The sequence below is a fragment of the Rugosimonospora acidiphila genome (assembly GCF_039543385.1).
GTDB classification, from domain to species: domain Bacteria; phylum Actinomycetota; class Actinomycetes; order Mycobacteriales; family Micromonosporaceae; genus Rugosimonospora; species Rugosimonospora acidiphila.
In genome coordinates this window covers 17,293-43,191 of record NZ_BAABJQ010000041.1, presented here as the reverse complement: position 1 = coordinate 43,191, position 25,899 = coordinate 17,293, and the positions used below count along the sequence as shown (strand labels likewise).

The following is a 25,899-nucleotide window of genomic DNA, read 5'->3' as shown; positions in this document are numbered from 1 at the left end:
GGCCCCCGTGAACCATGGCATTTTCCGCCGTCGGACGGGTATGGGATCCTTCGCCCGTCCCACGAAGGCGCGGGGACGAGCCGAGTACCGGCCCGGCGGTGGCTCCGGCGACGGCAGCACCCGGCCCGTCACACCGCCGACGGCGTGGACTGCCGGTCGACTGTTCCACAGTGGACACGCAAGGCGTCGCGGATCTCGCCATCGAGGCCGGACGCGCGAGTCCGGTCGGTGGCCCACGCGACGTACCCGTCGGGGCGCACCAGCGTGGTCGGCCCGCCGGGGTCTGCGGGCGACGCCGCACGTACCCGCGGCCCCCAATTCCGAGCGGCCGGGACGGCCTCGGCCGGAGCCAGCAGTACGAAGGTGCCACCCCGCAGCGCCTCGTACAGCCGGCCAGGCGACTGGCCGTCGCCGGCCAGCAGTGCGTCGGGAGCCCGGCATCCGGTCAGCGGGTGGGCGCCCCGCGGCGCGGGGTAGCGGATGCTCACCCCCGACACGGAGCCGGCGGCCTTGCGGGCGACTGGCCCGATGCGCAGCGCGGTGCCGCCGAGACCGTTCCGGGCGGCCCGCTCGATCCGAGACTTGATCATCGCCAGCCGGATGAGCGCGCCACTGGTGCGCAGCACCGCCCGGCCCACCGGGTGGCGCTCGGCGTGGTAGCTGTCCAGCAGGTCCTCCGTCGCCCGGCCGCGCAGCACTTCGGCGAGCTTCCAGCCGAGGTTGGCCGCGTCCTGCAGGCCGGTGTTCATGCCCAACCCGCCCGCCGGGGAGTGCACGTGCGCCGCGTCCCCGGCGAGGAACACCCGCCCGGACCGGTACCGCGGCACCTGGCGCTCGTCGCTGTGGAACCGAGACATCCACCGGGGGTCGTGCATGCCGAAGTCGATGCCGAGCGCCCGCCGGGTGACGTCACGCACCTCCGCGAAGTCCAACGGCGCGTCGTCGGGTCGCGGATTGCGCCGGTCCCAGGCGAACACGCGGTACCAGCCGTCACCGAACGGCGCGACGAAAGCGAAGCAGTCGCCGGTCGCGTTGGCCGACAGGACGTCCTCCGGAGGCTGGGCGAGCCGCACGTCGGCCAGCATGATGGAGGTGATGATCGGGGAGCCCGGGAATGGCAGGCCCAGTGCCTCGCGCACCCGGCTGCGCGCGCCGTCCGCGCCCACCGCGTATGACGCGCGGATCGCCTCACCGCCGGCCGTCTCGACGTGTACTCCCTCGGAGTCCTGGTGCAGCCCCAGCACCTCGGCTCCCCGGATCAACACGGCACCCGCCCGTTGCGCCCGCCGTCGCAGCAGCGACTCGACGTTGTACTGCGGTGTGATCAGCAGGTACGCGAAACGGCTGGGAATGACGCCGAGATCAATATCAAACCGGTCGAACAGGCGCAGGCGACGGATCGGCGCACCCGTCGTGATCAGTTCGTCGGCGAGTCCCCTCGCGTCCAACTGCTCCAGGGTCCGCGCGTGCACGCCAAAGGCGCGGGTCAGATTGGACTGTTCGACCCGGCGCTCCAGCACAGTGGTGTGTACGCCGGCGGCGGCCAGGTCACCGGCGAGCATCAGCCCGACCGGGCCGGCTCCGACGATGACCACGTCCGTCTCGGTGGGAACCATGGCAGCCTCCGTGGGATCGGTGTGTCGTTTGTGCGAACCAGCACTTGAGGTGAGGTTATGCCGACGCGCATCGATGAGTCAACAAGTGTTGGCCTACAACCGTTGACATTTCTCCGACAGCGGCGAATCCCCTTTGCCGCGCGATGCCGACCGGGCTGAACCCCGCGACCCCCACCCTCGGGTCCGCAGCCGCTATCCGGGTGCGGCTGGCCGTTCACCGATCCTCCACCGGTTCCGACCGGCCTTTCACCTCGATGCCACCGCCGATCGAGCAACACTGGCGCAATGGCTGATTCTTCGGTTACCGCCGGACTCGTAGCCAGCGCCGCGCCCGCGAACCGCCTGGTCCCGGTGGGTAAGGTCGCCGCCACGCCGCCGATGATCCCGGAGCCGCCGATGGTTGCGGTGCTGTCGACGGCGCAGGAGCGGCTGATGCCACCACAACATCCGTGCGTTCCCGTGGCCGCGACACCGCTTCCGCGCGTGCTCGTCGTCGATGACGAGCCACAGATCCGGCGACTGCTACGCATCAACTTGACCGCCCGTGAATACCAGGTGCTGACCGCCGACTCCGGTCATGCCGCGGTACGCGCGACCGCCACTGAGCATCCGGACCTCATCGTCCTGGACCTCGGGTTGCCCGACGTCGACGGCGTACAGGTGATTCACCAGCTGCGCGCGTGGACCACGGTACCCATCATCGTGCTGTCCGGACGGACCAGCAGCCAGGACAAGGTCGGAGCGCTGGACGCGGGTGCCGACGATTACGTGACCAAGCCGTTCAGCCTCAACGAACTGCTCGCCCGGATCCGCTCGGTCGCCCGCCGGCGCAGCGGTCCGGAGCAGCCCGCATCGATCCTGGTGGGTCGCTACCGCGTCGATCTGATGCACCACGAGGTGTCCAGCGCGGACGACAGCGGCGAGATCATCCATCTGACGCCGACCGAGTGGCAGTTGCTTGAGGCGCTCATCACCAACCCGGGCAAGTTGATGCGCCAACGGCAACTCCTCGAGCAGATCTGGGGACCCACCTACCGGGCGGAGACCCAGTACCTCCGGCAGTACATGGCCCAGTTGCGCCGCAAGTTCGAGCTCGAACCCGCCCGCCCCCGCCACCTGCTCACCGAGCCCGGCATGGGGTACCGGTTCCGGCCGTGACCGCGCGCGCGGCCGGGTGAGTGCCCGCCTCTCCTATCGCCCCGAGAACCGCGCGGAGCGGGCGGCTCCGTGCCGCGAACTGGGTGGCTCAACGGGGCGGGTGGTGGTGTGCCGTCGGCCTAATGAGCGCCGGCCCCGTCCGGGACCACCAGCCGGTACCCGACCGAGGGATCGTTCTCCAGGAACAGCCCCTCCTCGTCGTGCAGCTTGCGCCTGATCCGGTACGCGTACACCTTGAGGTAATGAAGCTCCTTGGCGTACGCGGAACCCCACACGTTCTCCAGGATCATCCTTCGGGTACAGATCTTCCCGGCGTGCCGGGCCAGGTACGCGAGGAAGTCGAACTCCTTCGGCGTCAGATCGACCGCGCGGTCGTCGAAGGTCGCCTCGTAGTGCAGGAGATCCAGGCGCAGCCGCCCGGCGCGCAGCTCGGTGACGTGATCATCGACTATCGCGGCCGTGCGGTGGCGTAGCGCCACGCGTACCCGGGCGTCGAGTTCCCGCATGCCAAAGGGTTTGGTCATGTAGTCGTCGGCGCCGTTGTCGAGCGCCTCGACCTTGCGGTCCTCGGAGCCGTCGGCGGACAGCACGATGACCGGGATGTCGCTCCAGGTTCTGAGCCGGCGACACACCTGCAGGCCGTCGAGGTCCGGCAGGCCGAGATCCAGCACGATGACGTCGGGTGGCCGCAGGGCGACCTCGTTCAGGCCGTCGTGACCCGTCTCGGCCGTACGCACCTGGTGTTGCAAGGCCTGCAACCCCACGCGGCAGGCGTTGAGCAGGTCCGTGTCGTCGTCAACAATAAGGATTCGGGACAACCTGAAGCTCCTCGGGCAGGGGTGCCGCCACGGGCAGGGTGAAGCAGAACCGCGCTCCGCCTCCGGGAGCGTCATCGGCCCAGATCCGTTGCCCGTGTGCCTCGATGAAGGCCTTGGCGATGGCCAGGCCGAGTCCGGTGCCGGCGTCGTTCTGCCGGCGGGTGAACAGACCGAAGATCTCGTTACGCCGATCCGGGCTGACCCCGGGGCCACGGTCGGCCACCGATACCGTGATCGTCCTGGCGTCGGCGTCCACCTTGACCCCGCCGGCCTCGGTGTCGCCGGCCGCCCTGGCCTCGGTGGGCTGCGCGCAGATCGTGATGGGCGTGTCCTTGGGGCCGTGGCGCGCGGCGTTCTCCAGCAGATTGGTCAGCACCCGGGCGATGAGAACCAGGTCGGCGTCGATGGGTGGCAGGTCTGCCGGAACATCGATCTCCGGGATGCGGGCACGGGTCGCCGGCGGCAGGTCCCTCAGCACGGTGGCCAGGAAGTCCGAGAGCGTGGTGACGGTACATCTGGGTTGGAGCACTCCGGCCTGCACTCGGCTCATGTCGAGCAGGTTGGTGACGAGCGCGGCCAGCCGGTCGGCCTGGACGTCGATGAGGCCGGCGAGTTCCTGGCGCTCCGTCGGGCGGATGTCCAGTTCGGGGTCGGCCAGGACGGAGGATGATGCCTTGATGGAGGCCAGCGGCGCGCGCAGATCGTGTGACACCGCGGCGACCAGCATCCGGGCCAACCGGGCGACCTCTTCGGTGACTTCGAGGCGCAGCGCGTCCTCGCGCAGCTGAGCGCGTTCAATGGCGAGCGCGACCTGGTTGGCGAACAGCAACAGAGGTTCGCGATCGTGTTCGGCCATCCGCTTGCCCGAGACCATCAGCAGACCCACCGGGCGGCCGGCCGCGATCAGCGCGAGCGCGAAGGGATCCTTGCGCTGCGACAGATGGGTGTCCAGGCTGGCCAGCGCCCCCGGCATGGGCAGTAACCGGCCGCGATCGGCGTCGGTCAGCGGCGCGCCGGCGGAGGCGACTATTTCCAGGTGACCGTCTCTGGGTAGCAGCAACGCCACCTGACGCGCGTCGAACACGTCGCGCAACGTGCTGACGATGACGGACACCAGATCGTCGAACGGCTTGTCCTCGACCAGCAGCCCGGACAGTTCGAACAGTTCCCGGATCTGGGTACCGTGCTGCCGGGCCTTGGCCCGCGCGGCATTCATGCCGGAGACAACCTTGGCGACCGGCAACAGCACGGCGGCGTACACGACCAGAGCCGTCCAGTTCTCGGCGGCACCCACGTCGAGGGTCAGGTACGGCGGAATGAACAGGAGGTCGTAGATCAGGAAGCCGCCGAGCACACCGACGACACCGGAGAGGAAACCGCCCAGTACGACGCCGAGAACGACGGGTACGACCAGTACCAGTGCTGTTGTCGCGATAGTCAAGTGGCTGCGCAACGGCAGCATCCCGGCCGCGAGCACCGCGGTACTCGCCAGCGCCGCGAGCGAGCCCATGACGTTGCGCCGGATCGTCATGTCCGTGTCCGCTCAGTCCTTCCTTGCCTCGGGGGACATACCATCCTCGATCGCGAACGTGGCGCCACCGGCCGACAGTGGCCCGGATCACGCCCCTCACAACGAAATCTCGACGCCGGCCCGACGCCTTCTTGACGCACGAACCTTGGCTTGACGGATTCTTGACGCGTAACCCAGGTTCGGCCCCGACCTCGAGCACGCCGTCGCGGGGCCGGCGTTGGCTATCCGGGTGGCGCCCGTTGGCTATCCCGGCGCCCGCGCCATGAGATTCCGGCCACGACCGCGCTCGTCAACACCGGCCGGGCCGGATCGGCGGTCGCGGCCCCGGAGCCGTCGGCCCCTGGCCGGAGAGGTCAGCCGCGGGCCGGGGTGTGGCTCGCCCCGCCGCGGTAACGCGGCGCGGCGATGACGGCGTCCCCACCCGCGCCGGCCGCTCACGTAACCGGGCGGGCTGCGTGGGCATTTGCCCGCACAGCCCGCCCGGCCGGCGCGATCACAGAGCGGCGAGTGCCTCGTTGAGCTCCAGCACATTGACGTGCGAAGCACCGAGGAATCCGAACTGCGGACCGTCGATGTGGTCCTTGACCAGCTGCCGGACCTTGTCCTGCGACAGGCCCCTGGCCTTGGCAACGGCCGCAACCTGCGCGTACGCGTCGTCCGGCGAGATGTCCGGGTCGACGCCGCTACCGGAGGTGGTCACCAGGCCGTTGGTCGGCGTGATGCCCTCCTTCTTCAGCGCGTCCATCTGCTTCTTGACGTCATCCGAGAGCTCCTGGGAGCGGGGGCCCAGGTTCGAACCCCCGGTCGCCGTCGGGTCATCCCCGTCGGGGCGCCCCTGGAACCACTGCGGACCGGACCAGGTCTGTCCGATGCGCTCCGATCCGTTCGCAGTCAGCGAACCGTTGGCCTGATGATGGAACAGGAGCTGCCCGATGCCGGTCTCGGCGAGGGGGTAAGCCAGCCCCAGCAGGACGAAGAACGCGAGCGAGACAAGAACCGCCCGCCTGAGGTTGACCCACATCAGAAGGCCCCTATCGCCGTGAGGATAAGGTCAATCAACTTGATGAACACGAACGGGGCGACGAGACCGCCCAGCCCGTAGATGAGCACGTTGCGGCGCAGGATCGCCGACGCGCTCGACGGCCGGAACCGCACGCCACGCAACGCAAGGGGAATCAGCGCGATGATGACCAGGGCGTTGAAGATGACCGCGGACAGCACCGCGGTCTGCTCGTTGTGCAGACCCATGATGTTCAGCTTGTTCAGCTGCGGATAGGTCGACACGAACAGCGCCGGGATGATGGCGAAGTACTTCGCCACGTCGTTCGCGATGGAGAACGTCGTCAGCGCGCCCCGGGTGATGAGCAGCTGCTTGCCGATCTCGACGATGTCGATGAGCTTGGTCGGGTTGGAGTCCAGGTCCACCATGTTGCCGGCCTCTTTCGCGGCCGTGGTGCCCATGTTCATGGCCACCCCGACGTCGGCCTGCGCGAGGGCGGGCGCGTCGTTGGTGCCGTCACCGGTCATCGCGACCAGCTTGCCGCCCTCCTGCTCGGCCTTGATGAGCTGCAACTTGGCTTCGGGAGTGGCCTCGGCGAGATAGTCGTCGACGCCGGCCTCCTGCGCGATCGCCGCCGCGGTCAGCGGGTTGTCACCCGTGATCATGACGGTGCGGATGCCGATCGACCTCAGTTCCTCGAACCGCTCCGTGATGCCCTGCTTGACGACGTCCTTGAGCTCGACGACGCCGAGGACCCGGGGGCCGTCGGACACCACCAGCGGGGTGGAACCGGCCCGCGCGACCCGCTCGACGACCTGGTCGAGTTCGGCCGGCACGTTGCCGCCCTGTTCGGCCACCCAACGCTTCACGGCGTAGGCCGCGCCCTTGCGGATGCTTCGACCGTCCGCGTCCAACCCGGACATCCGGGTGGTCGCGCTGAACGGCACGAAGACGTGCTCCGGCCCCAACTCGCGCTCACGCAGCCCGTACTGCTGCTTGGCGAGGACCACGATCGACCGGCCCTCCGGCGTCTCGTCGGCCAGCGACGCCAGCTGCGCCGCGTCGGCCAGGTCCTGCTCGCTGTGGCCGCCGACCGGATACAGGGTCGAGGCCATCCGGTTGCCGAGCGTGATGGTGCCGGTCTTGTCCAGCAGCAGCGTCTGCACGTCGCCGGCGGCCTCTACCGCCCGGCCGCTCATGGCCAGCACATTGCGCTGCACGAGCCGGTCCATGCCGGCGATACCGATCGCCGACAGCAGCGCGCCGATGGTGGTGGGGATCAGACACACGATGAGTGCGATGAGCACGATGACCGACACGCTGGCACCGGCGAAGATGCCGAACGGCTGGAGCACCACGACGACCGGAACGAAGATGATGGTCAGCGCGGCGAGCAGGATGGTCAGTGCGATTTCGTTCGGCGTCTTCTGCCGCCTCGCGCCTTCCACCAGGCCGATCATCCGGTCCAGGAAGGTCTTGCCGGGTTCGGCGGTGATGCGCACCACGATGCGGTCCGACAGGACCCTCGTGCCGCCGGTGACCGCCGACCGGTCGCTGCCGGACTCCCGGATCACCGGAGCGGATTCGCCGGTGATCGCGGACTCGTCGATCGACGCGACGCCTTCGATGATCTCTCCATCGGAGGGAATCACGTCTCCGGCCTCGCACACCACCCGGTCGCCGACGACAAGGTCTGCCGCCGGTACCCGGTGCTCGGCGCCGCCAGCGTCCAGCCGGCGCGCGTCGGTGTGCTCACGCGTCTTGCGCAGGGTGTCGGCCTGCGCCTTGCCGCGCCCCTCGGCCATCGCCTCAGCGAAGTTGGCGAACAGCACGGTGAGCAGCAGCCAGACGAAGACCGTCCAGTCGAAGGCACTCGGGTGCGCGATCGACTCGATAAGAGTCACCACCGTGCCGATGAGCACCACGAACATCACCGGGTTCTTGATCTGCACCCGGGGATCCAACTTGCGGAATGAGTCGATCGTGGCCTGGCGCAGGATCGCGCCGTCGAACAAGCTGCGCTTGTTCACCACGCCGTGCGGCGCCTGTCCGCCACCGGCGTTCTGCGCCTGTGGTTGGGACCGGTCCGTTTCGAGAATATCGTTGTCGGGCATCAGAGAACCCCTCCGCGACCGAGTCGACTGGCGACGCGAGCACGCGAATCATTATTCGATGGAAATACGTTGGGCATCAGAAGAGTCTCCCGCTGCTGAACTGTTCGACGATCGGCCCCAGCGAGACGGCCGGGAAGAACGTCAGGGCGCCGATGATGAGCACGACCCCGATCAGCAGGACCACGAACATCGGCTTGTCGGTGCGGAAGGTGCCCAGCGACGCCGGTACGACCTGCTTGGCGGCCATGCTGCCGGCCAGGGCCAGCACCGGAATGATCATCCCGAAGCGGCCCAGGAGCAGACCGATGGTGCCCGTGATGTTGTAGAAGGGCGTGTTGGCGCTCAGGCCACCGAAGCCGGAGCCGTTGTTGTTCGTCTCCGAGGTGTACGCGTAAAGGATTTCCGAGAAGCCGTGCGGTCCGGCGTTGAGTGGGCCGACGCGGCCGGCGTGCACCGACACCGCGATCGCGGTCAGCACCAGCACGGTGATCGGCATGACCAGTACGCCCAGGGCGGCCAGTTTCACCTCCCTGGCCTGTATCTTCTTTCCGAGATACTCCGGTGTTCGACCGACCATCAATCCGCCTATGAAGACGGTGATGACCGCGAACAGCAGGATGCCGTAGAGGCCGGTGCCGACACCGCCGGGGCTCACCTCGCCGAGCATCATGCCGGTGAGCATGGCGGCACCGCCGACGGGCGTGTAGGAGTCCGCGGCCGAGTCGACGCTTCCGGTCGAGGTCTGGGTGGAGGTGATGTTATACAGCGCCGAACTGGGGGCGCCGAATCTTGTTTCCTTGCCCTCCATGTTCCCGGCCGGTTGACTGGTCACGCCCGCGGCCGCGACGGCCGGGTTGGGCTGGTGCTCGGCCACCGTGGCGGCGGTCAGCCAGCCACCGAACAGCACGGTCATCACGGCCAGGATCGCCACACCCTGGCGGACGCTGAACACCATCTTGCCGAAGGTGTAGGTCAGCGCCACCGGGATGCACAGGATCAGGATGATGGACAGGAAGTTCGTCAGCCCGGTCGGGTTCTCGAACGGACCCGCGCCGTTGGCGTTGAAGAAGCCGCCACCATTCGTACCAAGCTGCTTGATGACCTCCTGCGAGGCGATCGGGCCACGCGGCAGGGTCTGGCTCGCTCCGCTGAGCGCGTCGTGCACGTGGGCCGGCCCGCCCAGAGTCTGCAGCGCGCCCTGGCCGATGAAGATGATGGCGGCCACGAACGCGATCGGCAGCAGGATGTACAGGTTGGTGCGCACGAAGTCGACCCAGAAGTTACCGATCGTCTTCGAGCCCTTGCGCGCGAAACCGCGGATCAGCGCCACGGCCACCGCGATGCCGACCGCCGCGCTCAGGAAGTTCTGCAGCGCCAGCACGCCCATCTGGGACAGGTACGACATCGTCGTCTCGCCCGAGTACGACTGCCAGTTCGTGTTGGTCACGAACGACACGATGGTGTTCCACGCCGTGTCGGACCGGACGGCGCCGAAGTGTTGCGGGTTGAACGGCAGGTGGCCCTGCAGTCGGAAGATGGCGTACCCGAACAGCAGCACGAAGCCGGAGAACATGATCAGCGACGCCGCGTACCGCTGCCAGGACTGCTCAGACTCCGGGTCGAGCTTCAGTAACCGGTATATCGGCCGTTCCAGATAGGCCAGCCATTTGGACCGCCCATCGAACACCGCCACCATGTACGCGCCGAGGAAGCGCCAGGCGATCGCCAGCACCACCACGAACGCGACGAGCGTCCACGCGAAACTCATTAAAACCATTCCGCCTTAAATAGCGCCGCGCCCAGGTAGATGAACACAGCGAGCGACAGTGCCAGCAGTAGACCGTCGGTGACGCTCACACCCGCTCCAGTGCCTTGATCACGCCCAGCATCGCGGCCACGAAGGCCACGATTCCCAGGACAACCAAAAAGTCAGCCATGCTCCGCAGCCTGATACCCGGCCCGGTGGCCGCGCGGTGAATGCGAGCCCGGCTCGGGTGGAGGATCGGTGAACGGCGCAGCTCGGGGCATGCGCCACAGCGACGGTCGGGGCACCCGTTGGCGGCGCCGGGGTCGATGGGGCGCTCGCCCGCGCCACCACTCGGATCCGGCCGCACTCCCCCCGGGACCACCAGCGCCAGTGCCTACTCCGGGCGAGTCGTGCGGGTGCTCGCCCCGGCCACCACCGACCCCGGCCGCGCTGGCCCGGCGACCCACCGGCGAACGGGTGCGGCCGGTGGCGACGGCGGTGAACGCCCGGTGGACGGGTGCGGCCCGGCGGCGACCGGCGGTAGCGGTGAACGCCCGGTGGCCGCGCCTCCGCTCAGGTCACCCCGGCCGGCCGCCGCTGACGACCAGATGGCACGCTCGTGCCCATGACCGCCCAAATGATCACCGCCACCTCCGCGGGCACCTGGCAGCTCGGTGACCGCACGGTCAACCGGCTCGGGTTCGGCGCCATGCGTTTGACGAGCAACGCCGACGGCGCCGCGAGCGACCGTGACGGCGCCGTCACCGTGCTGCGCCGCGCGGTCGAACTCGGCGTGAACCACATCGACACCGCCGCCTTCTACTTCTCCCCGCTCCGGTCGGCCAACGAGCTGATAAACCGCGCGTTGTACCCGTACCCGGAAGATCTCGTCATCACCACGAAGGTGGGTCCGGGGCGGGATCCGTCCGGCAACTGGCTGCCCGCGGCGCGACCGGAGCAGCTGCGCGGCCAGGTCGAGGAGAATCTCCGGCAGCTCGGGCGCGACCACCTCGACGTGGTGAACCTGCGCATCGGCGCCAATCTGCGGCGGGGAAGCGAGTCGATCGCCGAACGCTTCGGCGCGCTCGCCGAGCTACGCGACGCCGGGCTGATCCGTCACCTGGGCATCTCCAACGTGGCACCCGAGCACCTGGCCGAGGCTCAGGCGATCGCTCCGGTGGTGTGTGTGCAGAACCAGTACGGCCTCGGGGTCCACCCGGAGGACGATGAACTGCTGCGCGTCTGCGGCGAGCAGGGCGTGGCGTTCGTACCGTTCTTCGCGATCGCCGGCAGCCCCGGCGGCGGGAGCGTCGGCGACGACCGGGTGGCCGAGGTGGCCCGGGCGCACGACGCGACCCCGGCACAGGTCAGGCTGGCCTGGTCGCTGCACCGCGGATCACACGTGCTGGCCATTCCGGGCACCGGAAATCCGGATCACCTGACCGAGAACGTGGCGGCCGGCGCGCTCCGGCTGACCCCGGACGAGCTGGCCATTCTCGACGCGGTGCACGTGGCCGGTTAGCGCCCTGACCCGGACGCTCGCGGCCCCGGGCGGGACGGATGCCTCGCCGGCCCGCCGATCTCGCCCTGGGGCGGCGTTCGCGATGACCGGGCTGGTGGGGCTGATCCGGCCGCCCGGCGATCAGTCGGTCGCCCGTGACCAGCCCGACCACCGGCAGGGCGGAGCGGTTGCTACCAGCCGTACGTCTTGAGGAAGGCGGCGCAGGACCCGGTCCATTCGCTCGCCTCGGGCGCGCCCTCGGCCAGCCCCAGCCCGTGCCTGCCGTGCGGGTAGACGTGCAGTTCGTGCGGTACACCCGCGCGCCGGAGCGCCTCCGCGACGAGGCGCGCGTTGGCCACGTCCACGACCTGGTCGTCGGCCGTGTGCCACAGGAACGTCGGCGGGCTCGCCGGCTTGATTCGCAATTCGATCGACAGCCGTCGGCGCACGGCCTCGCTCGGCTGCGGCCCGAGCAGGCTCTCCAGGGAACCGTGGTGCACCGGGCCGACAAAGCTCGCCACGGGGTAGCACAGCACAGCGATCCCCGGCAGGGCGTCCTCCTCGTCGACCTCGTCGGCGGGCAGAGCGGCCAGGTCCACGCCGTCCAGGTCGCGGAGATCGGCCGGACCCGGTGCATCGGCCGGGTCTCCCGCCGCGCCCGGCGCGTCGACGTGGTTCGACGGCTCGGTGGCCAGCATGCCGGCGAGGTGCCCGCCGGCGGAGAAGCCGAGGACCCCGACCCGCTCCGGGTCGACGCCGAAGCGGTCCGCGTGGTGCCGGATGAACCGGATGGCCCGCTGGGCGTCCAGCAGTGGTACCGGGTACCGGTAGGGAGCCACCCGGTACCGGAGCACGAACGCGTTCACGCCGAGCGAGTTGAGCCACCGGGCGACCGGTGCGCCCTCATGCTCGGCGTTGTTCGAGTACCCGCCGCCGGGCACCACCAGCATCGCCGGCAGGGGTCGTGGCGCCTCGACCCTGAAGGCCGTCACGGCCGGCCGGTCCGCCTCCTCGGTACCCGTGCCACCCGGCGGCTTCTCCCACAGCTCGTACTCGCTCATCGGACCGTACGCCCCAGCGCTGAGAGATCATGATGTTCCACGGCTGGAATCGTAGCCTCACCATCGCCGATTCCGTCGTCGGCAGATCTAGCGTGTTAATGTGCTAAAGCTGTCCAGGCGCGGCGACGCCCGCAGGGTGCCGATCCGACCCGAACGGCCGCCGATCGCGACCACGGGGTGCGGGACGACAGGCAGGCGGCACTGCACGGCACTGCACGGCGCGGTCGGCACGGCATGGCGCGGGTCGGCACGGCATGGCGCGGGTCGTGCGGTGCGGCGCGGGTCGTGCAGTGCGGCACGGTGCGGTGCGGGTCGGCACGGTGCGGTGCGGTCGAGCCGTCGCGGGCTACGACGGTCGCCGGTGGCGGGCCCGCGGACGGCCGACCCCACGGCTCGGCGCCGTCTTGGCACACTGGGCGGGCGAGGCGTCCGCCCCTGCTACCGCAGACCCGAGCTCCGTGGAACAGAGGATGAGCAGCGATGACCCAGCACAGCCAGGCCCCGCTGTACCAGCAGGTGAAGCGCACCCTCGTGGCGGCGATCTCGCGCGGCGAGTACGAGCCTGACCAGCCGTTCATCACCCAGCGGGAGGTGTGCCAGCGGTACGGCGTCAGCACCACGACCGCCATTCGAGCCCTGAACGAGCTGGTGGCCGACGGTGTGCTGATCCGGCATCGGGGCAAGGGCACGTTCGTGGCCGACCGGACCGCACCCCCCGCACCGGATACCGGTGGGGCGGCCGTGGCCTGCATCATCCAGGGTTTGGCGGGTCCGCACGTGTCGCAGATCGTGCGGGGCGTCGAATCGGTCTGCTCCGAGCGTGGTTTCCGGATGTTCCTGTCCGAGTCCGACGGCTCCGCCGAGCGGCAGGGACGAGCACTGCGCCAGGCCATCGACACCGGGGCGGCCGGCGTCGTGCTGTACCCGATCGAGGACGAGGCGAACACCGACCTGATCGAGGAGCTGCGACGGCGGCGCATCCCGCTGGTCCTGGTGGATCGCTACCGGACCGATGTGGCCACCGACTCCGTCGTCGCCGACGACTTCGACCTCGGTTACGAAATCACCCGGCAGCTCATCGACCGGGGACACCAGCGCATCGCCACGCTGTGGAGCGAGACCCGCGCCACCAGCGTGCGCGACCGGCTGACCGGGCACCTGCACGCGCTGCGCGAACACGGCCTGCCCGTGCTGCCCGAGCTGACCACGCTCCGGACATACTGGCCGGTCGCGGACGCGGCCAGCCGCTCGGCGCTGTCCCGGCTGCTGGGTGGCACCCAGCCGCCTACCGCGCTGCTGTGCGCGAACGGGTATGTCCTGGCCCGTGCCGCGACAGACCTGCTGCACCTGGGCGACGACGCGACCGAGCACGTCGAGTTGGCGAGCATGGACGACGCCGGCCCGTACGACATCGCCCCGCTGACGGTGCTCGCCGCGGCGCTGCCGTCCGAGGAGATCGGGCGGCGCGCGGCCGAGCTGGTGATCACGCGGATCGGTGACGAGAACCCGTACCGGGACGTGCGACGGGTCGTGCTGGGAGTGAGCGTCCGGCAGCGCGACGGGGTGGGGGCCCGCCTGCAGCCGGCCGGCGCCCGGTAGTTGGGCGCACGCACGTCGAGTGCGAACGGTCGTCGAGCGAACGGTCGTCGGATCACGCGGGTGACCGGCGTAGTGGTCGAGCGCCTTGGTCGAGCGCCTTGGTCGACCGCGGTGGTCGAGCGCGGTGGTCGGACCACGCGGTGATCGAGCGCCGTAGTCAAGCGCGGTGGTCGGGCGCGACGGTCGGACCACGCGGTGATCGGGTGCGGTGATCGGGTACAGGCTGGTGTCGGTACCCCACTGGCAACACGTGGCGGACGGCGTCGAGGATCTCTCCGATGTCGCGGGTGACGGAGGTTCGGCGACCCCCGCCGGCTCCGGCCCGCCGGACCCAGTGATTTCCTTGACACATTAAAGCGCTTTAACTACCGTTTCTCGCGCGCCACGTCCACTGCCGTCCCGACCGATCGTTCCTCCAACCACCGCCCGACCGCACCCGCGAGCGCGACGCACCAGGCTCGGCACCTCACGAAACGCCAGCACCAGACCCTTGCACGCATTCAAAACCACGCGTAGAAGGGGCTTGGGGAACTAAAGTCCAGCACCGCATCTGGGCCGCGTGGGCGCGGTCAGCCCGCGACGGGCCGGCCGGAGATCAGGCCAGCCTCAGGGGTCAGCCACCATCCGGCAGTCAGGTCGGCCGCCGGAGCCGCCGGCCGCGCTCAGTTCCACCCGCACAGGACAGCCCCCCGCACAAGGCAGCCCCGCACAGGACAACACCACGCAAGCCGCACACGCACCAATCTCCGCACCGAGTTTGACACGTGAAACCCCACCGACAGTCGCCCGGCCCCGCACACGGTTGGGAACTGCGGATCCCGCTCACCCCGCGCCAGTCCTCAGCACGCGCGGTATGCCCTCCGGGCCACTTCTCGAGGAGTAGCATGTCCCACCCGCTGATCCGGGCCGAGTCCACCGATCTGTTCATCGGCACCGAGGCCGCGCCGCGACAGGTACTGCGGGTCACGCTGCAACGACTGGCCGGCGGTCAGCGGATCACCGTCGGCGGGCCGGGAGTCGAGGGCAGCGCGATCGTCCCCGCGAACGACACCGACACCGACACCGACACCGACACCGACACCGATGAGATCGTCGTGGAGGTCGGCCTGGACATTCGCGCGGAGCCCGGCGCCGTCATACCGGTCACGGTGACGTTGTCCGGCGAGCCGGAGGTGAACCTTGACGCGACCGTGACGGTCGAGCGGCCGGGCTACACGATGCACCTGGTGTCGCATTTCCACTACGACCCGGTGTGGTGGAACACCCAGGCCGCGTACACCACGCCCTGGGAATGGCTGTCCGGCGACGCCAGCACCCGTCCCCTGTTCGCCAACAACGGGTTCGCGCTCGTCGACGCGCATCTCGACCTGGCACTGCGCGACCCGGATTACCGGTTCGTACTCGCCGAGATTGATTACCTCAAACCGTACTTTGACGTGCACCCGCACCGCCGCGCCGATCTGAAGCGGCTGCTCGACGAGGGTCGGGTGGAGCTGATGGGCGGCACCTACAACGAGCCGAACACCAACCTGACCAGCGCGGAGACCACCATCCGCAACATCGTCTACGGGGTGGGGTTCCAGCGCGACATCCTCGGCGGCGACCCGCGGACCGCGTGGCAGCTGGACGTGTTCGGGCACGATCCGCAGTTCCCCGGGTACCTCGCCGACGCGGGCCTGACCGCGAGCGCCTGGGCCCGCGGCCCGTTCCACCAGTGGGGACCGGTGCTGAACAATTTCGGCCCCCAGCACGGTGACGCCACGGTCATGCAGTTCCCGTCCGAGTTCGAGTGGCTCGCGCCCAGTGGACGCGGAGTGCTCACCCACTACATGCCCAACCACTACTCGGCCGGCTGGTGGATGGACTCCTCGGCCACCCTCGCCGACGCGGAGCGGGCCGTCTACGAGTTGTACCGCACCCTCAAACCGGTCGCCGCGACCCGGCACATGCTGCTGCCGGTCGGCACCGACTACACCCCACCCAACAAGTGGCTGACCGCCATCCACCGCTCGTGGAACAGCCGGTACGTGTGGCCACGACTCGTGTGCTCGATTCCCCGAGACTTCCTCGACGCGGTGCGTGCCGACCTGGCCGCCGCCGGCCGGCGACCGTCGCCCCAGACCCGTGACATGAACCCGGTCTACACCGGCAAGGACGTGTCCTACATCGACACCAAGCAAGCGCAACGGGCCGCAGAGGTCGCCGCGACCGACGCGGAGAAACTGGCCACCATCGCCGCCGTGCTGGGCCTGGGGCACTACCCGCAGGCCGCGCTGGACAAGGTGTGGCGTCAACTGGCGTACGGCGCGCACCATGACGCGATCACCGGCTCGGAGTCCGATCAGGTCTACATCGACCTGCTCGGTGGTTGGCGGGAAGCGCACGATCTGTCCGCCGCGGTACGCGACTCGGCGCTTGACGCGCTCACCGCCCGCGTGAACACGACCGGGGCGGGCCGCGCGGTGGTGGTCACGAACACGCTGTCGTTCGACCGGTCCGACCTGGTCCGGGTGGCCGTCGACGCCCCGGCCCGGGTGGTCGACGACGCGGGCACTCCGGTACCGGCGCTGCACGATAGAGGGGTGCTGGTCTTTCGCGCGTTGGACGTACCCGCGCTCGGCTGGCGCACCTACCGCCTGCTGGACCCCGTCGCGACCGACCGGGACCAGGCCGGCCCCGACGAGGACCCGACCGGCCCCGACCCGAACCCGGACGGCCCGTGGGTCCAGGTGGACGGCGACACGATCGCCAACGAGCGGTACCGGGTCACCGCCGACCCTGATCGCGGCGGGGCTCTGACCTCCATTGTGGACGTCGCGTCCGGTCGGGAACTGCTGCGCGGGCTGGGCAACGAACTGCGGGTCTACGACGAGTACCCAACCCACCCGCAGTTCGGCGAGGGTCCCTGGCACCTGCTGCCCAAGGGAACGGTGGTCGGATCGTCGTCGGCAGCGGCGGAGACGGCGGCGGGAGCGGGGGCCACCGTGCGCCGCTACGTGTCCCCGATCGGCGAGCGGCTGGTCGCCACCGGCAGCGTCGACGGCATCGGGTACGAGCAGTCTGTCACGCTGTGGCGCGGAGCCGACCGGATCGGCTTCCGCACCCGGGTGCTCGACCCCGCCGTGCGGGACAAGCTGCTGCGGGTACGGTTCCCCGTCGACCTGCCGGGCGGCCTGCCGGTGTCCGAGGTGGCCGCCGCGGTGGTCGGACGAGGGTACGCGCTGCCCGACGTGGACACGGCCGAGGCACCGTGGACGCTGGACAACCCGGCCAACACCTGGTTCGGCCTCGGCGCCACCGCACGGGTGGCGCTCACCTCGCCGGAGGGGACGGCGCTGGGTGAACGGGCCCTGGGCGTCGCCGAGGTCGTCGTCCCAGGGGCGGACGACGGCGCCGACGCCCGGGACCTCGTCGTCGCTCTGGCCAGGGCCGGGGTCACCGCCACCACGTCCAGCGCGACGGGGCCCCGCTACGGCTGGCTGGCCGTCGACTCCAACCTGCCCGACTTCCGCATCGTGCTGGGTGACGAGCGGACCAACCCGGTGACCCGGGAGTTGCTGGCGCGCGCCGGAGCCGGTTACGCCGATGCCGTGGCGCGGCACGGGGTGGTGTGGATTCCGGCCGAGCAGCCGCTGCCGCGGGTGTGGGAGCCCAACGCCGACCTGCGCGACCTCCGGGCGCTACCCGTGCTGGTGGTCACCGGCCCCGTCGAGGAGTTCGTCGCCGACCTCGCCGACGCGCGGGTGGACGCGGTCGCGCTCGAACCGCCCGCCGAACCGTTGACCGACGCGACGGTGGCGCTGCTGACCTACGGGCTGCCCGGCTTCGCCGTCGACCCCACCGGTGCGCTGCACCTGTCGCTGATGCGCTCCTGCACCGGCTGGCCGTCGGGCGTGTGGATCGACCCGCCGCGACGCGCCGCGCCCGACGGATCGTCCTTCCAGCTCCAGCACTGGACGCACGAATTCCACTACGCGCTGGTGGCAGGCGACGGCGACTGGCGGGCGTTGACGCTGCCGGCCCGGGGCCAGGAGTACACGACGCCGCTGCTGCCCCGGATCGTCGACACGCACCCCGGGGAACTTCCGGGCACCCACTCGTTCCTGCGCGTCGAGCCGGCACGCCAGGTGTTGCTGAACGCGCTCAAGCCCGCCGGTAACCCGATCGCGCGCGGCAGTGCGGCGCAGCCCGATCTGATCGACCGGGTGACCCTGCGGCTGGCCGAGAGCACCGGTCGCAGCGGCGGCCGGGCGCTGGTGGGCGGCGCGCTGTCAATGACCGAGCTGCGCTCCGCCGACCTGCTGGAGCGCGACACCGGACCGGCGCGGCTCGACCTCGCCGGCTTCGAGGTCGCCACCCTCACCGCCCACGCGGCCGCCACGCCGAACGGCACCAAGCCCCCCGCCGACCCGGCACACACCGCCGCCACGCGGGCCCAGGACGCGACACACACCTCCGACGCCACCGGGCGGATCTCGGGCGGGCCGCTGCTCGGGCCCGCCGGCGAGGTCGCCCAACCCGTGTACGCCCGGTACTGGCTGCACAACCGGGGGCCGGCGCCCATCGGGTACCTGCCGGTGACCGTCGCGGTGTCCCCCGGCCTGCTGCGTACCTCGGGCGAGCCGGTCGACGTCGAGGTCGTGCTCTCCTCGCAGCTGCGCGACGCCGAGCACGAGGGCATTCTCACTCTCTCCGTGCCCGATGGGTGGCACGCCGAACCGGCCTCACGCGTCTACCGGCTCGTGGCGGGTGGGTGGCAGCGGTTCACCGTCACCGTCACGCCACCCACCGGGGTCCTCGACGGCATGTACTTCGTCGCCGCCCGCCTCAACTACGACGGCGCCGACGTTGAGGACGTCGCCACCGTGGTCGTCGGCGAGCCGGCCGGGGTGTTGCCGGTACCCGGTCCGGTGCCGTCCGACGAGGTGGCGTTCAAGGGCACCTCCGCTACCACCGGGCGGGACACCGGTCTGTCGGTCGAGGTCGAGCGGCCCGAGTTGACTCTGCTCGCGGGCGAGCGCGGCTCGATCGGGGTGGTGCTGACCAACACCACCCGCGACGAGATCCGCGGCGAGGCGCAACTGGTGTCCCCGTGGGGCACCTGGGACAGCATCCCCACCGCGATCCGGGGCTTCACGGTAGCTCCGGGCGAGAATTCCACAGTGGACTTCCGGGTGTCCGTACCGGCCGGCGCCGACCCGGGTCACGCCTGGGGTCTGGTGAAGGTCATGTGGTTCGGCCGATGCCAGTATTCACCGGCGGTGCGTCTGGTCGTGGCGCCGTGACCGCCGCCACCGGGCACCCGCGGGAGGAGGCCCTGGGCTACCTGGACGGTGTCCCGGTGCCCCGGGCGCGACTGGACCGGCGGCTCGCCGAGATGCGCGACGGTGACCGCGCGGCCATGTTGCCCGCCCCGGACAGCCCCGAGGGCCGGCAACTGGCGCGGTGGCTGGCCCAGGTGATCCTCACCGAGCAGCTGTGCGCGGCCGAGGCCGAGGCGCGGGGCCTGCCGCTGAACCCGCGCCGCGTGCGGCTGGACCAGCGTGCCGCGGTGGAGTACGGCTCCATCAACGCCGCCGCGTTCCACGGCAGTCCGGCGGTGCGGGCGGTCGCCGACGCCGTCACCGCCGGAGTGTCCATTGCGGACGATGAACTGCGCCGGTACTGGACCGCTACCGCACGGCCGGTGCCGGCCCGGTGGGTGCTGCGTCACCGGCTCGGCGACGGGCCGGCCGGCCGGCTCGGTCCGGTCGGTGCGGCCGACCTGCCCGCCGCGCTGGCCGATGCCCTGCGTGGCGCGGCCCCGGGCGACACCGTCACGGCCACCGACCGGCTCGGGCGGCACGAGGCGTACGTGCTGGAGGTGCTGCCCGCGCGGGAACCGGACTTCGAGCGGGACAGGCCGGCGCTGCGCCCCGACCTGCTCGCGGCGCGGCGGCGGCGCGCCTTCGCCCACTGGCTGGACCGTGCGCGCGCGCAGCGGATCCGGCTGGTGCCCGGGTTGGAGCATCCGGGCGATCCTCACCAGCCCGACAACCACCACCGCCACTGACGCCCGCCGGGCGGCGTGCCACGATGGATCAATGACGCACCGACCGAACACCGGAACCGGCCCGGGCCCGATCACCCCGGACGGTTGCCCGGTCGCGCTCTACACCCTGCTGCCCGAGTCCGGCGAGGCCGAGATCGTCCACCGGGCGATCCCGGACGGCGCGAGCGTGCTGGAGTTGGGCTGCGGTACCGGTCGGATCCTGCGCCGCCTGGCCGAATTCGGCCATGAGGTGCTGGGGGTGGACGAGTCGGACGACATGCTCGCCCACGCGACCGGCCTGACCACGGTGCGCTCGTCCATCGAGGCGCTGGCGCTGGGCCGCGAGTTCGACGCCGTGCTGCTGGCCAGTACCCTGGTGAACACGCCCGATCCAGCGGCCCGCGAGGCGATGCTCGGGTCCGCGCGCCGACACGCCGCCCGCGGCGGATGCGTCATCATCCAGCGCCACCGTCCCGAGTGGTTCGACACGCTCGAACCGTCCACTGTGTACCGTGGCGGCATCCGGTACACGGTTGGCGAGGTGCGCCGTGACGGCCCGCTGCTGAGCACGACGATCGGGTACCGGGTCGGCGACCGGGACTGGACGCACACCTTCACCACCCGCCGGCTGACCGACCGGGAACTGGTCGGGGCACTGGGCGACGCCGGCTTCGGCGAGCCCCGCCCGTTGACCGAGGACGGCTCCTGGCTGGCGGCGCCCGCCGGTTGAAGCCGACTCGCGCGGTCGGCCTCACCGCGCGAGGCGGGCATCCACCGCGCGACGCGGCACCGGGCTCGGGGATCGCCGAGCCCGGTGCCGCCTCGCGAAGCGCGGTGAGACGTGGTTCAGGAGTGCGCGCCCGCGCCGGTGCGGTGCGGTGCGCCCTTCGCGGCGAGCGTCAGATCCTGCTGTAGCGCCGTGTAGGCCGCCTTTGGCTTCAGGTTGACGTCATAGATGTCGGCGTATCCCTCACCCATGAACGTGCCCGGCACCCAGGAACCGGCGTCCCCGGCGCCCCAGACCGTGAACGAGATGCAGGCGCGCACGGCCAGGCACGCCTTCAACATCTGCGAGTACTCGTAGGGCTGCGCGAATGTCGCGAGGTTGTCCGTCGGGGTCTGGTTGGCGTCGGTGGTCTCGATGAACGTGCGCACATCGGCCTCGGTGATGGCGACCTTGAGTCCCAGGTTGGCGTAGCGCTGCAGGTCCTGGGTGAGAAGGGTCGGGAAGCCGTACTGCGTGTCCAGGTGGCCCTGGTTACCGATGCCGTCGATCGGTACGCCCTGGGACCGCAGTTGCCGCACCCAGGCGTAGACCGCGTCGCTCTTGGCGTTGGAGCCGTCCTCGCCCGCGATGTTGTAGTCGTTGTAGAACAGCAGCGCGTGCGGATCGGCCGCGTGCGCCCAGCGGAATGCGTCGGCGATGACGCCGGCACCGAGGTGGGAGATCCAGAAATCGTTGGGGTTGATGGTGGACGGGTTGCTGTCGGTGAAGAATTCGTTCGCCACGTCCCACTGCCAGATCTTGCCGCGAAAATGGCTCACCTCGTCGGTGATGTGCCGGTGCAGGATGTCGCGCAGCGCGGCGTTGTCGATGGTTCCGTTGGTCACGCCGGTGGTCAGCCAGCTTGGGATCTGGTTGTGCCACAGCAGCGTGTGCCCGCGCACCAGCTGCCCGTGCGCCTTCGCGAAGGCCACCAGCTGGTCGGCCGGGCCGTAGTTGTGGGTGCCCTGGCTCGGCTCGATGGCGTCCCATTTCATGACGTTCTCGGCGGTCACGGTGTTGAACTGCCCGGCCACGATCCCGGTGTACGTCGTGTCGACGTTGAGCTCGTCCATGTTCACGGCCGTGCCGATGCGCAGGCCGACCCCGGCGGCGAGCGTGCGCAGCGAGTCGGCGGAGGGATGGGAATGGTCGGCGGTCAGAGGCGTGGCGCCGGCGGCGGTGCCGAGGGTCAGAACGGCCGCCACGCCGGCGGCGCAGACAAGGGTAAGACGGCGGAGCCTCACGTCAGGAACTCCCTACGACAGGACCGGGGCGCACGCCGCCGGACGCGTGCGGCGCCACCCCGGTACTCGAAAACGGATTCGAAACTTTCGACCGTGCTGCCGATAATCTGAGAACCTAAACCCCCGCCTAGGCCCCGTCAAGGCATCGACGAACGCCTAGCATTACGCCCCGAATTGCCGGGGCCAGTGGGCGATGGCGGGCACAATAAAAGGCTCGCGGGCCGCCTCGAAAGGCGACCCGCGAGCCCGAAAATTTTCGAACCGGTGGAGCTTCCCGCCGGACCGTCAGGCGGCCTGCCAGGCCTCCCGGAGCTTGACCCGGGCGCCACTGCGCAGCACCGCGTTGCGGTAGATCCGGGCCGAGAGCATCACGAGCAACGGAATCACCACGGCCATGCCGGCCACCGCGACCGCGAGCTGCCAGGCCGGCACACCGCCCATGGCGACCCGCATCGGCATCATCGTCGGCGCGAACGTCGGCACCATGGACAGCACCTCGATCAGGCGGCTGCCCGGATTCGACGGCAGGATCGAGATGCCGAGCACGTACCCGACGATCACCAGCATCATCATGGGCGTCACCACGCCGCCGACGTCCTCCTGCCGGGAGACCAGCGCCGCGACCGCGGCGAAGGCGAGCGCGTACGCGACGAATCCCAGCAGGTACCAGACGACCAGCCAGATCACCGTGCTGGCGGCGGCCGACGCCGGGATGGTCAGCGAGCCGGTCGCGAGTCCGGCGACGACGCCGGCGCCCCCGGTGACGGCCACCTGGATGAAGCCGACGATGCCGATGCCCAGCACCTTGCCGGCCATGAGCTGCCAGGGCCGCACCGCCGAGAGCAGCAGTTCGACCACCCGGGACGACTTCTCCTCGACCACGCCCTGCGCCACCATCTGCCCGGTGATCAGCAGCGACAGGTAGATCAGGATGCCGGCGATGATGCCCAGCACCAGTTGCTGCGAGTCGTACTTGTGCGGCGGATGCAGCGACGTGGTCGACACCTTCGCGTCGGCCACCGCCGTGTTCACCGCCGCCGGGTCGCCGCCCAACGACTTGATCTGTTCGCTGAACGCGAGCTGGCTGGCCATCACGTGCAGGGCGTTGCCGAGCTTGGTGTCCAGGTCCTTTTTCACCACGACCTGCACCGTGGTGCCGTCACCGATCAGCAGCGCGTCCAGCTTGCCGGACTCCACCTCGGCCCGGCCGTCGGCCTCGTCGGAAACGGTCCGCGTCGACACGGTCTGGTCGATCGATTTCGCGCTGGACGACAGCGGGGCGGCCAGCGACGCGGTCGAGGGTGTCACACCGACCGTGAAATCGCTGCTCCCGACGCCGCCGATCAGCTTCGAGACGATCGCCAGCGCCACCACGATGACCACCAGCACCACGGTCGAGATGACGTACGCCTTTGAGCGCGCCCGGGCGATGATCTCCCGCCGCGCGACGAGCCAGACGGCGCTCATGCCTTCTCCCCCTCGCTCTCGCCGTTGACAGAGACAATGTCGCGGAACAGCTCGGTCAGCGACGGGCGTTGCCGGGCGAACTCGTGCAGCGGCCCGGTCTCCAGCGCCGCCCGCAGAACGGCCTGGTCATCGGCGCCGGCGGCCAGCTCGATGCTGGTGCGGCCGTTCTCCTGGGACAGCACCCGCACCCCCGGCAGGTCGTCGGCCCAGCCGGTACGGGCCTGGGGAACCGTCACGATGATCCGCTCCTCACCGCCCGAGCGCAGCTCGTTCACCGTGCCATTGGCTACCATCGATCCGCTGCGGACGATACCCACGCGGTCGCAGATGCGCTCGACGAGATCGAGCTGGTGGCTGGAGAACATCACCGGTACGCCGTGGGCCGCCTTGTCCCGCAGCACCTGGCTCATCACGTCCACGGCGACCGGGTCGAGGCCGGAGAACGGCTCATCGAGCACCAGGATCTCCGGATCATGCACCAGCGCCGCGGCCAGCTGCACCCGCTGCTGGTTGCCCAGGCTCAGCTTCTGCACCTCGTCGTCGCGCCGGGCGGCCACGCCCAGCCGATCGGTCCACTCCCGCATGGCAGCCGTCGCGTTCGCCTGCGACATGCCGTGCAGGCGGGCCAGGTAGACGAGCTGCTCGCCGACCCTCATCCGCGGGTACAGGCCGCGCTCCTCGGGCATGTACCCGATGTTCCTGCGGGTGTCCGTGGTGATCGCGGTGCCATCCCACCGGACCTGGCCTCCGTCGGAGGCAAGGACACCGAGAATGATGCGCATCGTGGTCGTCTTGCCGGCGCCGTTGCTGCCCACGAAGCCGAAGATTTCGCCGGCGCGTACGTCAAATGTCATATCCGCCAATGCGATGACATCCCCGTAACGCTTCGAGATACCGTCGATCTCTAGTCGTTTCACCGCTGATCCGTTCCTCCCCGGGTATACGTGCCCGAATTGATATCACGAATGATGAGGGGTCTTCGACCTGGGCGCCCTGCGCGAGGTCATGACCACAACCTGGGCGCGCCGCCGGGCCGGCAGGAATCTTTGTACCAGCGAGGGGTAACAGCCCGGATGCGCATGGTCCGCCGGTGCGCCGCCGCGCGCGGCCGAGGTCCGGTTCCCGGGCGTGTCGGCCCGGCGTGTCGACGCGCGGGTCGGGCGTGTCGCCATTGGCCGGAGGACGCCTCCGGCCGCGCCAGCGACATGGCCACCCCCGACTGGCGGATCGGCGGGACGGTCCATGCCACCGCCGGACCGGGTGCCGGGACCCCCGCCGGACCGGGCGAGGACGGCTCCGGTCGTGGCCCGGGCTTGGCCGGGCCGGCGCCCCGTCGGGCGGGCCACGCCGATCGCGGGCGGGCGACCCGTTGATCGCGGCGGTCCTGTTCGGGCTCGGGTCGGCGGTCTTCTTTGCCTTGAGCGCCGCCCTCGAACAGCGCGCCGCCAAGCAGGAGAAGCCGACCCGCACCCTGGACCCGCGGCTGGTGCTGCGGCTGCTGCATCGCCCGATGTGGCTGTTCGGCTGGGTACCGGACGCCGTCGGCACCGTGCTGCAGGCGATCGCGCTCAGCTACGGCGCGCTCGCCCTGGTCGAGCCGCTGCTGCTGGGCGGCGTGTTCATGGCGATACCGCTGGAGGCGGCGATGCAGCGGCGTCGTCCGCACTCGCGCGACCTCGTGGTCGTGGCGTTCGGGGTGATCGGGCTGGCCGCGTTCCTGCTCGCCGCCGACCCCGGGGCCGGCGTGACCATGCCGTCGACGGCTGCCTGGGTGGGCGTCGGGGCCGGCGTCGGCGCGGCCTGCGCCGTCTCGCTGCTGGTGGCCTGGCGGGTACGCGGCGGTGCCGCGCGGGGCGTCGCGCTCGGGGTCGCCACCGGCGCCCTGTACGGCACCGCCGCGTCGCTGGTCAAGACGGTGACCCAGCTGCTGGCTCACCACCCGGCGGCCGTGTTCGGCCACTGGCAGCTTTACGCGCTCATCGTGGTTGGCGGCGCGGCGGTCACGCTCAACCAGAACGCGTTCCAGGGTGGCCCGATCGCGGCGCCGCTGACCGCCATTGCCCTGATCGACCCGATCGCCGGCGTGCTCATCGGGATCACCGCCTTCCGGGAGCACCTGTCCGCCGGCGGGGTCCGGCTCCTCGTGGAGATCTTCGCCGGGCTGGTCATGACCGTATGCATCTGGCTGGCCAGCACCACCCGGTCCCGCTGAGGCCGGCCGCGACCAGGCAGCTCGGCCGGTACCC

The 25,899-nt window shown here is 70.3% G+C and carries 18 protein-coding genes; 7 read left to right on the top strand and 11 right to left on the bottom strand.

All coding sequences use genetic code 11. The annotated features are described in order from the left end of the window. Positions 1-128: 128 nt before the first annotated feature. Positions 129-1,616 carry an FAD-dependent monooxygenase gene (locus ABEA87_RS38505; RefSeq protein WP_345638295.1) on the bottom strand — a complete coding sequence of 496 codons (1,488 nt, stop codon included), beginning with the start codon at positions 1,614-1,616 and terminating at the stop codon, positions 129-131. A gap of 432 nt (positions 1,617-2,048) precedes the next feature. Between ABEA87_RS38505 and ABEA87_RS38500 the strand changes: the two genes are divergently transcribed. Then, complete coding sequence (locus ABEA87_RS38500) at positions 2,049-2,774, top strand: response regulator (protein WP_345638326.1); 726 nt, start codon at positions 2,049-2,051, stop codon at positions 2,772-2,774. Between the two features lie 119 nt (positions 2,775-2,893). Here ABEA87_RS38500 and ABEA87_RS38495 read toward each other — a convergent pair whose 3' ends face one another. From ABEA87_RS38495 to ABEA87_RS42810, 6 genes are all read right to left on the bottom strand, one after another. Beyond that, positions 2,894-3,592: a response regulator transcription factor gene (locus tag ABEA87_RS38495; RefSeq protein WP_345638293.1), complete on the bottom strand. Its 699-nt coding sequence runs from the start codon at positions 3,590-3,592 to the stop codon at positions 2,894-2,896. Next, positions 3,570-5,123 carry an ATP-binding protein gene (locus ABEA87_RS38490; RefSeq protein WP_345638292.1) on the bottom strand — a complete coding sequence of 518 codons (1,554 nt, stop codon included), beginning with the start codon at positions 5,121-5,123 and terminating at the stop codon, positions 3,570-3,572. Before ABEA87_RS38490 ends, ABEA87_RS38495 begins: the two co-directional genes overlap by 23 nt. A gap of 493 nt (positions 5,124-5,616) precedes the next feature. Continuing rightward, positions 5,617-6,144 carry a potassium-transporting ATPase subunit C gene (locus ABEA87_RS38485; protein WP_345638290.1) on the bottom strand — a complete coding sequence of 176 codons (528 nt, stop codon included), beginning with the start codon at positions 6,142-6,144 and terminating at the stop codon, positions 5,617-5,619. Then, the gene (gene kdpB / locus ABEA87_RS38480; RefSeq protein ID WP_345638288.1) at positions 6,144-8,237 is read right to left on the bottom strand and encodes a potassium-transporting ATPase subunit KdpB; all 2,094 of its coding nucleotides are present in this window, start codon (positions 8,235-8,237) and stop codon (positions 6,144-6,146) included. Before kdpB ends, ABEA87_RS38485 begins: the two co-directional genes overlap by 1 nt. Positions 8,238-8,313: 76 nt before the next feature. Next, positions 8,314-10,005 (bottom strand): potassium-transporting ATPase subunit KdpA, encoded by a 1,692-nt coding sequence (gene kdpA / locus ABEA87_RS38475; protein ID WP_345638286.1) that lies wholly within the window; start codon positions 10,003-10,005, stop codon positions 8,314-8,316. Beyond that, positions 10,005-10,094 (bottom strand): potassium-transporting ATPase subunit F, encoded by a 90-nt coding sequence (locus ABEA87_RS42810; RefSeq protein ID WP_425571031.1) that lies wholly within the window; start codon positions 10,092-10,094, stop codon positions 10,005-10,007. The genes kdpA and ABEA87_RS42810 overlap by 1 nt, the downstream gene beginning before the upstream one ends. 515 nt (positions 10,095-10,609) lie before the next feature. Between ABEA87_RS42810 and ABEA87_RS38470 the strand changes: the two genes are divergently transcribed. After that, positions 10,610-11,506, top strand: a complete 897-nt coding sequence (locus ABEA87_RS38470) for an oxidoreductase (RefSeq protein ID WP_345638284.1) — start codon at positions 10,610-10,612, stop codon at positions 11,504-11,506. 170 nt (positions 11,507-11,676) lie between these two features. Here the strand turns inward: ABEA87_RS38470 and ABEA87_RS38465 are convergent, their stop codons facing one another. Then, positions 11,677-12,546: an alpha/beta hydrolase gene (locus ABEA87_RS38465; RefSeq protein ID WP_345638282.1), complete on the bottom strand. Its 870-nt coding sequence runs from the start codon at positions 12,544-12,546 to the stop codon at positions 11,677-11,679. Between the two features lie 480 nt (positions 12,547-13,026). Between ABEA87_RS38465 and ABEA87_RS38460 the strand changes: the two genes are divergently transcribed. From ABEA87_RS38460 to ABEA87_RS38445, 4 genes are all read left to right on the top strand, one after another. Beyond that, positions 13,027-14,145: a GntR family transcriptional regulator gene (locus tag ABEA87_RS38460; RefSeq protein WP_345638280.1), complete on the top strand. Its 1,119-nt coding sequence runs from the start codon at positions 13,027-13,029 to the stop codon at positions 14,143-14,145. A gap of 884 nt (positions 14,146-15,029) precedes the next feature. After that, positions 15,030-19,430 carry a glycoside hydrolase family 38 N-terminal domain-containing protein gene (locus tag ABEA87_RS38455; RefSeq protein ID WP_345638278.1) on the top strand — a complete coding sequence of 1,467 codons (4,401 nt, stop codon included), beginning with the start codon at positions 15,030-15,032 and terminating at the stop codon, positions 19,428-19,430. Beyond that, the gene (locus tag ABEA87_RS38450) at positions 19,388-20,197 is read left to right on the top strand and encodes a DUF7158 domain-containing protein (protein ID WP_345638276.1); all 810 of its coding nucleotides are present in this window, start codon (positions 19,388-19,390) and stop codon (positions 20,195-20,197) included. Before ABEA87_RS38455 ends, ABEA87_RS38450 begins: the two co-directional genes overlap by 43 nt. 31 nt (positions 20,198-20,228) lie before the next feature. Beyond that, on the top strand, positions 20,229-20,906 hold the full coding sequence (locus tag ABEA87_RS38445) for a class I SAM-dependent methyltransferase (RefSeq protein WP_345638274.1): 678 nt from the start codon (positions 20,229-20,231) through the stop codon (positions 20,904-20,906). Positions 20,907-21,022: 116 nt separating this feature from the next. Here the strand turns inward: ABEA87_RS38445 and ABEA87_RS38440 are convergent, their stop codons facing one another. From ABEA87_RS38440 to ABEA87_RS38430, 3 genes are all read right to left on the bottom strand, one after another. Beyond that, positions 21,023-22,186, bottom strand: coding sequence for an endo-1,4-beta-xylanase (locus tag ABEA87_RS38440; protein WP_345638273.1), 1,164 nt, complete (start codon positions 22,184-22,186; stop codon positions 21,023-21,025). A 285-nt stretch (positions 22,187-22,471) separates the two neighbouring features. After that, on the bottom strand, positions 22,472-23,653 hold the full coding sequence (locus ABEA87_RS38435; RefSeq protein WP_345638271.1) for an ABC transporter permease: 1,182 nt from the start codon (positions 23,651-23,653) through the stop codon (positions 22,472-22,474). Next, positions 23,650-24,507 (bottom strand): ABC transporter ATP-binding protein, encoded by an 858-nt coding sequence (locus tag ABEA87_RS38430; protein ID WP_345638270.1) that lies wholly within the window; start codon positions 24,505-24,507, stop codon positions 23,650-23,652. Before ABEA87_RS38430 ends, ABEA87_RS38435 begins: the two co-directional genes overlap by 4 nt. Positions 24,508-25,022: 515 nt before the next feature. On the opposite strand from ABEA87_RS38430, the gene ABEA87_RS38425 reads away from it, so the two are divergent. Further along, positions 25,023-25,865 carry a DMT family transporter gene (locus ABEA87_RS38425; protein ID WP_345638268.1) on the top strand — a complete coding sequence of 281 codons (843 nt, stop codon included), beginning with the start codon at positions 25,023-25,025 and terminating at the stop codon, positions 25,863-25,865. Positions 25,866-25,899 lie beyond the last annotated feature (34 nt).

Coding starts and splice junctions, on each gene's coding strand:
- ABEA87_RS38505 (WP_345638295.1), bottom strand. CDS start 1,616: ATGGTTCCCACCGAGACGGACGTGGTCATCGTCGGAGCCGGCCCGGTC.
- ABEA87_RS38500 (WP_345638326.1), top strand. CDS start 2,049: ATGCCACCACAACATCCGTGCGTTCCCGTGGCCGCGACACCGCTTCCG.
- ABEA87_RS38490 (WP_345638292.1), bottom strand. CDS start 5,123: ATGACGATCCGGCGCAACGTCATGGGCTCGCTCGCGGCGCTGGCGAGT.
- ABEA87_RS38485 (WP_345638290.1), bottom strand. CDS start 6,144: ATGTGGGTCAACCTCAGGCGGGCGGTTCTTGTCTCGCTCGCGTTCTTC.
- kdpB (WP_345638288.1), bottom strand. CDS start 8,237: ATGCCCGACAACGATATTCTCGAAACGGACCGGTCCCAACCACAGGCG.
- kdpA (WP_345638286.1), bottom strand. CDS start 10,005: ATGAGTTTCGCGTGGACGCTCGTCGCGTTCGTGGTGGTGCTGGCGATC.
- ABEA87_RS38470 (WP_345638284.1), top strand. CDS start 10,610: ATGACCGCCCAAATGATCACCGCCACCTCCGCGGGCACCTGGCAGCTC.
- ABEA87_RS38465 (WP_345638282.1), bottom strand. CDS start 12,546: ATGAGCGAGTACGAGCTGTGGGAGAAGCCGCCGGGTGGCACGGGTACC.
- ABEA87_RS38460 (WP_345638280.1), top strand. CDS start 13,027: ATGACCCAGCACAGCCAGGCCCCGCTGTACCAGCAGGTGAAGCGCACC.
- ABEA87_RS38455 (WP_345638278.1), top strand. CDS start 15,030: ATGTCCCACCCGCTGATCCGGGCCGAGTCCACCGATCTGTTCATCGGC.
- ABEA87_RS38450 (WP_345638276.1), top strand. CDS start 19,388: ATGCCAGTATTCACCGGCGGTGCGTCTGGTCGTGGCGCCGTGACCGCC.
- ABEA87_RS38445 (WP_345638274.1), top strand. CDS start 20,229: ATGACGCACCGACCGAACACCGGAACCGGCCCGGGCCCGATCACCCCG.
- ABEA87_RS38435 (WP_345638271.1), bottom strand. CDS start 23,653: ATGAGCGCCGTCTGGCTCGTCGCGCGGCGGGAGATCATCGCCCGGGCG.
- ABEA87_RS38430 (WP_345638270.1), bottom strand. CDS start 24,507: ATGACATTTGACGTACGCGCCGGCGAAATCTTCGGCTTCGTGGGCAGC.